The sequence below is a fragment of the Kribbella pittospori genome (assembly GCF_004331465.1).
In the GTDB taxonomy this organism is placed as follows: Bacteria; Actinomycetota; Actinomycetes; order Propionibacteriales; family Kribbellaceae; genus Kribbella; species Kribbella pittospori.
In genome coordinates, this window is the sequence record NZ_SJKB01000007.1 from 78,778 (window position 1) to 91,433 (window position 12,656).

The window sequence follows — 12,656 nt, forward strand, 5'->3', positions numbered from 1 at the left end:
CGACCCCGGGCTAGCTACGGGAAGGCAGAAAACGAATGGTGAGGTTCGAACAGGTTGGGGTCCTGCCCGAGCCAGGGGACAACGTTGCAATCGCCTCCCGCCGGCTCGACGCCGGGACGGAGATCGAGCTCGGCGGCGCTGTGGTCACGCTGCCACACACCGTGCTCGAGGGGCATCGCTTCGTAGTCACCCCGGTCGCTCCCGGCGGCGCGCTCACGTCCTGGAACACCCCGTTCGCCCGCGCGTCCCGCGACCTGGTCCCCGGCGACTATGTGTGTACGCCGACCAGCCTCGCGGCAGTCACCGCCCGCGGAGTCGAGGGCCTTCCGGACGAGGCTTCGGCCACCAATGAGCCGCTCGACCCGTACGAGCTGGACGAGTCCGCGCTGAACTTCGGCGCGCAGGTGACCAGCGTCGAGCAGCCCGGAACGTTCCTCGGCTACCCCCGCGAGCAGGGCCCGGCCGGCACCCGCAACCACGTCGTCCTGATGGCGACCAGTTCCCGCAACAGTGGGTTCGTCACCGAGCTCGCCCGCCGCTTCGACGGCGCGGCTGCCGGGGATGGCGTCGTACCGGTGGCTCACACCGAGGGCGGCGAGGACGAGGTCCCGAACAACCTGCACTTCCTGCTCGCGACGCTGGCCGGCTTCACCCTGAATCCGAACGTCGGCGCCGTACTGATCGTCGACACCGAGGACGACGTGGTGTCCGGCCAGGCGATCAAGGATTTCATGGCGGAGCACGGCTACCCGTCGATCAAGGTCCCGTTCGCGTACTTCACCCGCCGGGCAGGGTTCGAGCACGATCTCACGGAAGCCGGCGCACTCGTCGAGCCGTGGTTGCCGATTGTCGACAATCAGACTCGAGTGAAGGTCCCGCTCGCCGACCTCAAGATCGCCTTGCAGTGCGGCGGATCCGACGCGTTCTCGGGCATCTCCGCCAACCCGCTGGCCGGTCTGGTCGGTGCGGAGGTGATCAAGCACGGTGGCGCCGCCGTACTCGCGGAGACCGACGAGCTGATCGGCGCGGAACCCTATGTACTGAAGAACGTCCGCGACCTCGCGACCGCGCAGCGGTTCCTCGCCACCATCCGCTCGTTCAAGGAACGCGTCGGCTGGCACGGTCACACCGCGGAGGGCAACCCATCGGGCGGCAACGTGTACCGCGGCCTCTACAACATCGTCCTGAAGTCGATCGGCGCCGCGCGGAAGCTGCCGCGCGAGGTGCGGCTGGACCACGTGATCGACTACGGCGAACCGCTGCCCGGCAACGGCTACATCTTCATGGACAGTCCCGGCAACGACCTCGAGTCGGTCGCCGGCCAGATCGGCAGCGGCTGCAACCTGATCTTCTTCACCACCGGGAACGGCTCGATCACGAACTTCCCGTTCGTGCCGACGCTGAAGTTCGTCACCACCCACGACCGGTACGAGCGCCTGCACGCCGAGATGGACGTGGACGCGGGCCGCTACCTCACCGGTACGTCGATGGCCGAGCTGACCGCGGACACCTTTGACCTCACGGTCCGGGTCGCGTCCGGTGAGCCGAGCGCGGGGGAGCGGGCCGGCCACAGCCAGGTCTCGATCTGGCGCAACTGGAAGCAGAGCGGGCCGCGCGAGGGTATTTCGATCACCACCGACGGCCGGATGAGCCGCAAGCTGATCGACCTCCCGGCCGAGGACCGCGACGCTCCGCTGGACGGTCTCCCGATGACCGGTCTTGGCACCAACGACCGGACCGCCGTACGGCTGTTGCAGGTTGATGACCGGCTGGTGCCGGAGGCTGTTGGGCTGATCCTGCCGACCAGCCTGTGCTCGGGGCAGATCGCGCTGCGGCTCGCGGCGCAAGGAGAGCTGGAGAAGTGGGCCGGTGACGCGGTCACGCGGATGGTCGCGCTGCCGCACACCGAGGGCTGCGGCAGCAGCGGTGGCGCCTCCGAGGAGACGTTCGCCCGGACGATGCTCGGCTATCTTCTCCACCCCAACACGCGGATGGCGCTCCTGCTCGAGCACGGCTGCGAGAAGACCCACAACGACTACTTCCGGTCGCGCCTTGTCGAGGCCGGCGCGGATCCGTCCCGCTTCGGCTGGGCCAGCATCCAGGCCGACGGCGGCCTCGACGCGGTCGGCGCGCGAGTGAAGGACTGGTTCGGCAGCTTCGATCTGAGCAGCCCGATCGAGCACGCCGGGACCCTCGGCGAGCTCACCATCGGGCTGGAGGCTCGCGGTCCGTTGACCGACGAGACCGCTGAGGCGCTGGCGTTGGTCGGCCGGGAGATCGTCGGTTCCGGTGGATCCGTTGTCCTCTCGTCCCGAGGTGGACTGGTCGCGCACGACGGCTTCCGTCGTACGGCGTTCGGCTCCGACACGGCCCTCGGCCCGACGATCGCGCATGGGCAGCGGTTCGTGGCGCCGGGGTGGCACGTGATGCGGATGCCTGGCACGGACTGGATGGAGACAGCGACGGGCTTCGGTGCGTCCGGCGTTCAGCAGATCCTCGCGCACGTTGCCGGCGGCACCTTGTCCGCGCAGCGCTTCGTCCCGGTCGTTGAGTTCAGCAACGATCCGGAGACGGTGGCGAAGTACGGCGACGACCTCGACGCGGTGGCCACCGGCAACGCTGCGGACCAGGCCCGGATCGGTCTGGACACCATCGCTTCGGTGGCGAGCCGGCAGTTCGTTCCCAAGGCGGTTGCGTCAGGCAACGTCGGCTTCCAGATCACCCGCGGTCTCCTCGGCACCTCGATGTGAAAGGCAGCTCTATGCATTTGGTCCGTTACCAGTCCCCGGACGGTCGGCCCGTTGTCGGTGTGCGTACCGATGACACCGTGGCGCCGGTCGAAGGCGTCGGCAGTTTCGCGGAGCTGCTGTGGCTCCCGCTCGACGAGCTGAAGACAGCTGTCGCCAAGCTCGGGGAGCCGGCCCCGGTCGACGGCTTGAAGTTCCTGCCGCCGCTCGACGGGCGGGGTGAGGTCTGGTGCGCGGGCGTGACGTATGAGCGATCGCGCGGCGCCCGGATGGAGGAGAGCACCGAGCAGTCCGTGTACGACAAGGTCTACACGGCTGGTCGGCCCGAGCTCTTCCAGAAGGCCCCGGCCTGGCGCGTGGTCGCCGACGGGGAGCCGGTCGGAATCCGGGCCGACTCGGGGCACGACGTACCCGAGCCTGAGCTCGCGGTCGTTGCCAACAGCCACGGTGAGATCGTCGGCTTCACGGTCTGCAACGACATGAGCTCGCGGTCGATCGAGGGCGTGAACCCGCTGTACGTACCGCAAGCCAAGCTGTTCGCGGGCGGCTGCTCGCTGGCGGCCGGCATTCGGCCCGCCTGGGAGGTCGCGGACCCGAAGGACCTGAGCATCGACCTCGTCATCGAGCGCGCCGGCGACGAGGTGTTCGCGGGTACGACGTCCACCGCGAAGCTGGTGCGGGAGCTGCAGGACCTGATCGACGTACTGTTCGTGCCGAACGACTTCCCGGACGGCGTGATCCTGGCGACCGGTACCGGGATCGTGCCCGAGCTGGACTTCGCGCTGGCCGAGGGTGACGTCATCACGATCACGATCGCCGAGGTCGGCACGCTGACCAATACGGTGGCCGTCGGCCGGGAACCGTTCGCGTTCCTGGCGACCGAGAACCTGGAGGAGAAGCGATGATCCCGGACACCACCCCCGTCGAGCTCGAGCAGGCGCTTGCCGCTGCGGCGGTCGCCGCGCCGGCATTCGGCACCTCGGAGCCTGCCGTCCGGGCCGGGTGGATCCGCACGGTTGCGGATGCGCTGGACGGCGCCGCGGACGAGCTCGTGCCGATCGCGATGCGGGAGACGTCGCTGCCGGAGGCGCGGCTGCGTGGCGAGGTCGCGCGGAGTACCGGCCAGCTGCGGATGTTCGCCGAGGTGCTGGAAGAGGGCTCGCTGCTCGAGGTCATCATCGACACGGCGGACGCGCAGGCGAAGCCGGTACCGCGGCCGGATCTGCGCCGCGTCCTGGTCCCGCTCGGGCCGGTGCTGGTGTTCGCCGCTAGCAACTTCCCGTTCGCCTTCAGCGTCTGCGGTGGTGACACCGCGTCCGCGCTGGCTGCTGGGTGTCCGGTGATCGTCAAGGCGCACCCTGGTCATCCCGAGCTGTCCGCGCGCACCGCCGAGGTGATGATCGCGGCGCTGGCTTCGGCCGGTGCACCGGCTGGATCGTTCGGCCTGATCCAGGGCTTCGACGTCGGCGTGACCGCGCTCAAGGACCCGCGGATCACCGCGGCCGGGTTCACCGGTTCGGTCCCGGCCGGCAAGGCGCTGCACGAGATCGCCGTCACCCGGCCGGAGCCGATCCCGTTCTACGGCGAGCTCGGCAGCCTGAACCCGGTCTTCGTCACCCAGGCCGCGATCGATGCCCGGGGCAAGGATATCGCGACCGGGTACGTCGGCTCGTTCACCCTCGGCGTCGGACAGTTCTGCACCAAGCCGGGTCTGCTCTTCCTGCCGGCCGCCCACGGTCTGCAGGAGCAGCTGGCGGCAGTGGTCGGCGGAGTCGCCGAGGCGCCGATGCTGAACGACCGCATCAAGGACGGTTTCGGCTCAGGCCGCGACCGCCTGCAGAAGGTCGACGGCATCCGGGTCTTGGCGTCCGGTAGTGCGACGTTGCTGCAGACAACCGTCCCCGAGCTGCTCGCACGGCGTGACGAGATTCTCGAGGAGTGCTTCGGGCCGGTCTCGATCGTTGTCGAGTACAACGGTCTGGAGGAGCTCCGCGCTGCTGTCGAGGCCTTTGAAGGCAATCTGACCGCGACGCTGCACGCGGAGGGCTCTGACACCGAATTGGCCGCGGAGCTGCTGCCGTTGCTGACGGCAAGGGCCGGGCGGGTGCTGTGGAACGGCTGGCCGACCGGCGTCGCCGTGTCCTGGGCTCAGCATCACGGCGGTCCGTTCCCGTCGACCGTCGGCTCGATCCACACCAGCGTCGGCGTGACCGCGGCCCGCCGGTTCCAGCGACCGGTTGCCTACCAGGACACGCCGGATGCGGTGCTGCCCGACGTACTGAAGGATGCGAACCCGAGCGGCATCAGCCGCCGGGTGAACGGGACCGTGACTACAGGTGAGGTGTCTCGATGACCGATCTGCCGCCGACCAGCGACCCGCGCGATGCCGCCATTCCGCCGGACAGCGGTGATCCGACGCAAGAGAAGACCGGGACGGCCGGCGTACCCGACCGGCCGGACGCGCCGATCGGACGGCGGAGTTTCGACCACTGGTTCGGTGAGAAGGACCGCAACGGGTTCATCCACCGCTCGTGGATGCGTGCGCAGGGCTTCTCCGACGAGGTGTTCGACGGCCGCCCGGTGATCGGCATCTGCAACACCTGGTCCGAGCTCACCCCGTGCAACGCGCACCTGCGCCGGCTGGCCGACTCGGTCAAGCGCGGCGTCTGGCAGGCCGGCGGGTTCCCGCTCGAGTTCCCGGTGATGTCACTCGGCGAGACCATGCTCCGGCCGACCGCCATGCTGTTCCGGAACCTACTCAGCATGGACGTCGAGGAGTCGCTGCGCGGCAACCCGATCGACGGGGCCATCCTGCTGACCGGCTGCGACAAGACCACGCCGGGCTCGATCATGGGCGCCGCGAGCGTCGACCTGCCCACGCTGGTGGTGACCGGCGGTCCCATGTTGAACGGTAAATTCCGCGGCTGCGACATCGGCTCGGGTACGGCGGTGTGGCGGTTCACGCAGGACCGCAACGCCGGCCGGATGACCGAGTCCGACTACGCGGCGGCCGAGTCCGGCATGTCCCGCAGCAACGGTCACTGCATGACCATGGGTACGGCGTCCACGATGGCCTGCATGGCCGAGGCGCTCGGATTGCAGCTGACCGGTTCCGCGGCGATCCCAGCGGTCGACTCGCGGCGGTACTCGATCGCGCAGCAGGCCGGTCAGCGGATCGTGAAGATGGTCGAGGAGGATCTCAAGCCGAGCGACATCCTGACCCGCGACGCCTTCGCGAACGCGGTCCGGGCGAACGCGGCGATCGGCGGCTCTACCAACGCGGTCATCCACCTGCTGGCGATCGCCGGCCGGGTCGGCGTCGACCTGACGCTGGACGACATGGACGAGTGGGCTCGCGGCGTACCGTGGCTCGTCGATCTGCAGCCGTCCGGCAAGTACCTGATGGAGGACTTCTACTACGCCGGCGGCCTGCCCGCGGTGATGAAGGAGATCCTGCCGCTGATCAAGGCCGACGCGATCACCGTGACCGGCAAGACCATGGGCGAGAACGTCGCCAACGCGGAGCGGACCGACTGGAGTGGTCAGGAGGGTCAGCCGGCGACAGCCGTGATCCGACCGGTCGGTGATCCGCTGGGCAGTGGCGCGGGAACCGCCGTACTGAAAGGGAATCTGGCACCGGATGGTGCCGTGATCAAGCAGTCGGCGGCGTCCGAGCGGTTGTTGCAGCATCGTGGCAAGGCGCTGGTGTTCAGCAGCATCGAGGAGTATGACAAGGCCGTCGAGGACCCGGATCTCGACGTCGACGAGGACACCGTGCTGGTGCTGCAGAACTCGGGTCCGCGGGGCTACCCGGGGATGCCTGAGGTCGGCAACATGACGATCCCGCGCAAGCTCGCGGAGATCGGTGTCGACGACATGGTGCGAATCTCGGACGCGCGGATGAGCGGTACGGCGTACGGGACCGTCGTACTGCACGTCACGCCGGAGGCGGCTGTCGGTGGGCCGTTGGCGTTGGTGCGGACCGGTGACTGGATCGAGCTGGACGTTCCGGCGCGGCGGTTGCATCTGGACGTGTCGGAGGAGGAACTGGAGAAGCGACGGGCTGACTGGCAGCCGCCGGCGCCACCGACCGATCGCGGTTGGGCACGGCTGTACGTCGACCACGTGACCCAGGCCGACCAGGGCTGCGACCTCGACTTCCTCATCGGCCGCACCGGTTCGGCCGTAGCCAGGCAGAGCCACTGATGTCCTGGGGACCGTTTGAGGCTGTTCGGGGGCTTCGGCCCAACGGCGTGATCCCGCAAGTTACGCCGATTCGCCGGTTGCTCTCGGATGTCCCGACCTCAGCAGATCCGTACGCCGAAGCGCAGGCAGCTCTCGAACCCCTGCGATCCCGCATCGCACCCGACGCGCGGATCGCAGTGACCGCGGGCAGCCGTGGCATCCACGACCTCGTTCCCGTGGTCAAGGCGGCTGTCGACTGGCTGAAGTCTGTGGGCGCCGCGCCGTTCGTCATCCCCGCGATGGGATCGCACGGCGGCGCGACCGCGGCCGGTCAGATCGAGATGCTGGACGGTTTGGGGATCACTGAGGCGTCGGTCGGCTGCCCGATCGAGGCGACCATGGAGACAGTGGTCGTCGGCACGCTGCCCGACGGCACCGACATCCACCACGACGCGATTGCCGCCAAGGCGGACGGCGTACTCCTGGTGAACCGGGTCAAGCCGCACACCGACTTCCGAGGCCCGATCGAGAGCGGGATCGCCAAAATCCTCGCGATCGGCCTCGGCAACCACGTCGGTGCGGCCTCCCTCCACGCCGGCGGCATCCCGTCACTCGGTGGGAACATCGAGGCGGCCGCTCGCATGGTCGTTGCGCAGGGCAAGATCCTTGGTGGGCTGGCGATCCTGGAGAACGCGCGGGAGAAGACCGCCGCGGTCGAGCTGCTCGAGCCGGACGGCATCGCTGGTGTGGCCGAGCAGGCGTTGCTGCAGCGGGCGGGCGGCTTGCTCGGCCGGTTGCCGTTCGACGAGCTGGACGTGCTGGTGATCGATGAACTGGGCAAGGACAAGTCCGGGGCCGGCATGGACACGAACGTGATCGGCCGGTGCTGGGTGCACGGGATCCCCGAGTTCGAGTCGCCGTCGATCGCGACGATCAGCGTGCACTCCCTGACCCCGGCGTCGCACGGGAACGCGTCCGGTCTCGGCCTGGCGGATGTCATCCCGGCACGTCTGCTGGAGCAGGTGGATTTCCGGGTCAGCTACGTCAACGCCCTGACGTCCGGCGCCGGGGGAGCCCGCCGCTCCCGGCTGCCGATGGTGATGGAAGACGACGAGGCCACCGTGCTCGCCGCCGCGACGATGTGCGGCCGGCGCGACTGGTCCGAACTCCGGCTGGCCCGGATCAAGGACACCTTGTCCCCGAACGAGTTGATGGTGACGCCGGCACTGCTGACCGAGGTGAGTGACCGCTTCGACCTGGAGATCACCGGGCCGGCGCGAGACCTGACAGCGGCCGGCCGGCTCGGACCCTGGAGTGACGCATGAACCTTCGCGAGGCACACGCACTGCTGGCTGATCGTGGTTTCCGCCCGGGCGGCGCGTCCGCGCGGACGTTCCCGGACGACGCGCCGTACAAGGTGGAAATCCCTTCGTGTGAAGGGCCGCGGGTGATGACCGCGGTGCTGGAGGAAGCCAAGACCCGCGGTGTGCGGATCGACCGGGTCTCGCAGGGCAGCGGCGTGATGATGCTGACCGACGGCGAGATCGAGGAGATGCTCTCGCTCGGTACGTCGGCCGGCGTCGAGGTCTGTCTGTTCCTCGGTCCGCGCGGTGCGTGGGACATCGGTGGTCAGGCCAAGGTGTCCGCTGCCGTCGGTGGTGTTGCGCGGGGCAACGAGATGGTTGCCGCGTCGCTCTGTGATGCGTTCCGGGCGGTCGAACTCGGCGTACGGAGCCTGCTGGTCGGGGACATCGGCGTACTGGAGATCCTTGGTGAGCTGAAGGTCGACGGATCGTTGCCGTCGGACCTGGTGCTGAAGACGTCGGTGCTGATGCCGCTGCCCAATGCCCCGACTGCTCGGTTGTACGAGCGGCTGGGGGCGACGAGTCTGAACGTGTCGACCGACCTGCCGGTGCCGGTGCTGGCGGAGATCCGGTCGGTGACGTCGGTGCCGATCGACATGTACATCGAGGTGCCTGACGACCAGGGTGGGCATGTGCGGTTCTACGACGTACCGGAGATCGTCCGGGTCGCGGCCCCGGTCTACCTGAAGATGGGACTGCGGAATGCGCCGAACATCTACCCGGTGGGTGCGCATCTGACCGGTACGGCGGAGGCACTCGGGCGGGAACGGGTACGGCGGGCGGAGTTGATCCTGCGGCTGCTGGCCGAACAGGATGAGGCATGACGCCCGCCGATCCACTCGTCACCCGGTTGCGCTCGTCGCTGGGCGACAATGCGGTTGTCGACGATCCCGACGTACTGGACAGTCATCGCAATGACCACGCGACCTTCTGTACGGCGGGAGTGCCGCGGCTGCTCGTACGGCCGTCGTCGACCGCTGAGGTCTCGGAGGTTCTGAAGGCTGCTGGGTCCTTCGGTGTGCCTGTGGTGACGCAGGGCGCCCGGACAGGGTTGTCGGGTGCGGCGAACGCGTTGGACGGCTGTCTGCTGCTGTCGACGGCTCGGATGAACCAGATCCTGGAGGTCTCGGTCGAGGACCAGGTCGCGGTGGTGCAGCCGGGTGTCGTGAACGCCGATCTGTCCCGGGCCGTGCTCGAGAAGGACCTCTTCTATCCGCCGGATCCGTCGTCGTGGGAAATGTCCACGGTGGGTGGCAACATCGCGACCAACGCCGGTGGGCTGTGTTGTGTGAAGTACGGCGTGACGTCGGACTTCGTGCGTGGACTGGAGGTGGTGCTGGCGTCGGGCGAGGTCGTCCGTACCGGCCGGCGGTCGGCGAAGGGCGTCGCTGGGTACGACCTGACGCGGTTGATCGTCGGATCCGAAGGCACGTTGGGCGTGGTCACCGAGGCAACGCTCGCGCTCCGGCCTGCCCCCGAAGCCTCGTTGACCGCGGCGGCTACCTTCCTGTCGATCGAGGAGGGGATCGCGGCCGCGGCAGCTGTCATGGCTTCCGGCCTTCGACCGTCCCTGCTCGAATTCCTGGATCGTCCGACCTTGCGGGCCATCCAGGACTATCGCGACATGGGACTCCCCGCCGACGTCGGATCGATGTTGATCGCGCAGTCGGACCGCGGTCTGCGTGCCGCTGATGATGTGGCGCGCATCGCGGCGATCTGCACCGAGCATGGTGCCATCGACGTCGCCGAGGCGTCGGACGCCGAGGAGTCCCGGATGCTTCTCGAAGCCCGTCGCCTGGTCAATTCGGCGCTTGAACCTCTCGGTGTCACGCTCATCGACGACGTCGCCGTACCGCGCTCGAAGCTGGTCGCATTGCTGCGCGGAATCGCCGAGATCGGCACGAAGTACGACGTACTGATCTGCTGTCCCGGCCACGTCGGCGACGGCAACATGCACCCCACCGTCGTCTTCGACCGCGACGATCCCGACGCCGAAGCCCGTGCCCTGCAGGCCTTCGGCGCCGTGATGGAACTGGGCCTGTCGCTCGGCGGCACCATCACCGGCGAACACGGCATCGGCAAACTCAAACGCCAGTGGCTCGCGCAGGAACTGGGGTCGGTGGGCTTGCGCCTGCAACGCGAGGTCAAAGCCGTCTTCGATCCCAACAACCTTCTGAACCCCGACAAGCTCTTCCTCTGAGTCCCCCTGCCCGGAGTCGAACCAGGAACCCAGCCTTCGGAAAGCCGGGCGAGAATCCGTCACCAGAGGGATTCGGGTACGCCGCCCCCGTTGGCGGCGTACCCGCAGCGCTTACTCCTCGACTGAGACGACGCGGACCCAGTCGGAGCAGTCGGCTTCACACCAGACGTGATCGCCGCGGTGCGCGATCCGATCACGCTGCACATGCCCACAGGCAAGCTGCACCCGGCGCAGCGCGTGACCCTGCTTCACTGGAGCACCGGTCCTACCGCCGGGCACTCGCTTTCTGTTCCTGAGGTCGGCCATGGCCGGTCCTCCTCTCTTTCGTATTGCTGTTGATTGCCCAAGGCACCTTTGCCAGGGGTCCGTACAGGAGGCAGGATTCGAACCTGCTGAGCCCGAAGGCAACGGGTTTACAGCCCGCCCCGCCCCTCCCACGACGGCGCTCCTGTTCAACGCTGGGGGAAGTAGCGTCCAACCTTCACCGAGTACCGCCGGTACTCGTTCCCGAACCTCTCCTCGAGCCGCCGTTCCTCGCGCAGCACCTCCCGGTGCACCACCGCGCCGACCAACGGCATGCTCACCAACACCCACCCGGAGCCGGCGATCACCCCGATCCCCAGCTGCAGCAGCCCCCATCCGACGTACATCGGATTGCGAGTCCACGCGTACGGCCCGGCGGTCACCAGCCGTTCGGGAGTCGCGAGCTCGTTGGTCCCCGCTGCTTTGAGTGAGCCCGCGATGACGCCGGCACCTGCCGCAACGATCGGCCACCCGACGTTCCTGGGGAGCGGCAGCGGCAACCGCCACACTTGTTCCAACGCACCAGCAGCCGCGATCCCGGCCAGACTTGCCTCCGGCACGGGCACGTTCCGCAGAATGGCGATCAGTGCGGGGTTCGTGTGAACTCCTCGATCGCCTGTGTGAAGGCGGCCGGCTGCTCGATGTGCGGGACATGTCCGGACGCATCGATCACCTGCAACGGCCAGCCGAACCGATCCCTCGCCGCCGTGGCAAGCCCCACCGGTACGAACCGGTCGTGGGCGCCCCAGAGCAGCGTCGTCGGAACGTCGCTGCGCTCGCGGACCTGTTTGGTGCCTGAGGCCACCAGTTGGCGCATCGTCCGCTTGACGTGCGGCACAAGTGCACGGCTCCGCGCGTAGCCGGTGAACGCGTCGAGCCAGTCCGGGTCTCGCCGCCGTACCCGGTCGAGGTCGTCGAAGGCCCAGCGCGCGAACCGCTCCATGTTCTCCTCGGAAGGTCGCACCGCGAGCCTGATCGCCACAACCCGGAGCCCGATCGGCATCCGGTACGCCCCCACGCCTGGCGCACCGTAGAGCACCAACCGCTGCAACAGTTCGCCGTGGTGTACCGCGAATCGCGCGGCAAGGGTCCCCAGCTGGGAATGCGCGATCAGTATTGGTGACTGGTCACAGGTCAACCGAAGCAAGCCCGTCAACCACTCGTCGAAGGTCGCCAGATCGAATCGGTCAAACGGATCCGACTCACCCAGCCCTGGTACGTCGGGAACGACGAGCCGATGCTTCTCCGCGAGCCGGGAGATCACCGGCGCCCAGTAGACACCTCCGCACTCGATTCCCCCATGGAGCAAGACCAAGGGCGGGCCGTCACCGGCCGTCAGCACCGTCGTACGAACGCCGCCGATCTTGACCTGTCTCTCGTCAACAGCAAGTCCTCGCAGCAACCGCGCCCTGTTGTCCATCGCCACATCACCCCGCGACCGACGCTAGACGGCAGGACCCGTCCCCCGCTTCCGAAGAACCACGCAATCCGGCGCCCCGGACCTGCGCAGAACCATGTACCCCGTACCGGATTCGAACCGGTGATCTTCCGGATGAGAACCGGACGTCCTGACCTCTAGACCAACGGGGCTGGCAGGGGCGGCCGGTCCATCCCGACCGCCCCAGCGGTGAGAGCGAGATTCGAACTCGCGGACGAAGCGGGCTCCGTCGACGGTTTAGCAAACCGCTGCCCCTCCCTACAGGCGACCTCACCCCTCGCACCCGCCGCCCGCCGTCTCCCCTGCCGACGGCGGGCGGCGCATCCTGTGGATAACTCCCACGTCCTCGACCCCCGCACTTGTACGCTTAGTGCAAAGGAAGAGGCGCACAGCAGGCAGACCCACGACGGACGGGCCTA

At 68.2% G+C, this 12,656-nt stretch carries 9 protein-coding genes and 3 tRNA genes; 7 read left to right on the forward strand and 5 right to left on the reverse strand.

Annotated elements, in window-relative coordinates:
* Positions 1-35: 35 nt before the first annotated feature.
* The 7 genes from E0H73_RS22450 to E0H73_RS22480 are packed head-to-tail and all read left to right on the forward strand — an operon-like array spanning position 36 to position 10,496.
* Complete coding sequence (locus E0H73_RS22450) at positions 36-2,750, forward strand: UxaA family hydrolase (protein WP_131359702.1); 2,715 nt, start codon at positions 36-38, stop codon at positions 2,748-2,750.
* A 59-nt stretch (positions 2,751-2,809) separates the two neighbouring features.
* Positions 2,810-3,652 carry a fumarylacetoacetate hydrolase family protein gene (locus E0H73_RS22455; RefSeq protein ID WP_238164171.1) on the forward strand — a complete coding sequence of 281 codons (843 nt, stop codon included), beginning with the start codon at positions 2,810-2,812 and terminating at the stop codon, positions 3,650-3,652.
* Positions 3,649-5,100, forward strand: coding sequence for an aldehyde dehydrogenase (NADP(+)) (locus E0H73_RS22460; RefSeq protein ID WP_131359706.1), 1,452 nt, complete (start codon positions 3,649-3,651; stop codon positions 5,098-5,100). The genes E0H73_RS22455 and E0H73_RS22460 overlap by 4 nt, the downstream gene beginning before the upstream one ends.
* Positions 5,097-6,953 carry an IlvD/Edd family dehydratase gene (locus E0H73_RS22465; RefSeq protein WP_131359708.1) on the forward strand — a complete coding sequence of 619 codons (1,857 nt, stop codon included), beginning with the start codon at positions 5,097-5,099 and terminating at the stop codon, positions 6,951-6,953. The genes E0H73_RS22460 and E0H73_RS22465 overlap by 4 nt, the downstream gene beginning before the upstream one ends.
* Before the next feature lie 47 nt (positions 6,954-7,000).
* Positions 7,001-8,257 carry a nickel pincer cofactor-dependent isomerase, group 22 gene (locus E0H73_RS22470; protein ID WP_238164172.1) on the forward strand — a complete coding sequence of 419 codons (1,257 nt, stop codon included), beginning with the start codon at positions 7,001-7,003 and terminating at the stop codon, positions 8,255-8,257.
* The gene (locus tag E0H73_RS22475) at positions 8,254-9,120 is read left to right on the forward strand and encodes a U32 family peptidase (RefSeq protein WP_131359712.1); all 867 of its coding nucleotides are present in this window, start codon (positions 8,254-8,256) and stop codon (positions 9,118-9,120) included. Before E0H73_RS22470 ends, E0H73_RS22475 begins: the two co-directional genes overlap by 4 nt.
* Complete coding sequence (locus E0H73_RS22480; RefSeq protein WP_131359714.1) at positions 9,117-10,496, forward strand: FAD-binding oxidoreductase; 1,380 nt, start codon at positions 9,117-9,119, stop codon at positions 10,494-10,496. The genes E0H73_RS22475 and E0H73_RS22480 overlap by 4 nt, the downstream gene beginning before the upstream one ends.
* A 368-nt stretch (positions 10,497-10,864) precedes the next feature.
* On the opposite strand, the gene E0H73_RS45945 is transcribed toward E0H73_RS22480, so the two are convergent.
* The 5 genes from E0H73_RS45945 to E0H73_RS45950 form a co-directional block, all read right to left on the reverse strand.
* Positions 10,865-10,948, reverse strand: a tRNA-Tyr gene (locus E0H73_RS45945).
* A complete protein-coding gene (locus E0H73_RS22490) occupies positions 10,949-11,365 on the reverse strand; it encodes a methyltransferase family protein (RefSeq protein ID WP_202867511.1) in 417 nt (138 codons plus the stop codon). It abuts the tRNA gene before it with no gap.
* A 17-nt stretch (positions 11,366-11,382) separates the two neighbouring features.
* The gene (locus E0H73_RS22495) at positions 11,383-12,219 is read right to left on the reverse strand and encodes an alpha/beta fold hydrolase (RefSeq protein ID WP_131359718.1); all 837 of its coding nucleotides are present in this window, start codon (positions 12,217-12,219) and stop codon (positions 11,383-11,385) included.
* A 97-nt stretch (positions 12,220-12,316) separates the two neighbouring features.
* A tRNA-Glu gene (locus E0H73_RS22500) sits at positions 12,317-12,389 on the reverse strand.
* Positions 12,390-12,424: 35 nt separating this feature from the next.
* Positions 12,425-12,512: transfer RNA gene (locus tag E0H73_RS45950), tRNA-Ser, on the reverse strand.
* Between the last annotated feature and the right edge of the window lie 144 nt (positions 12,513-12,656).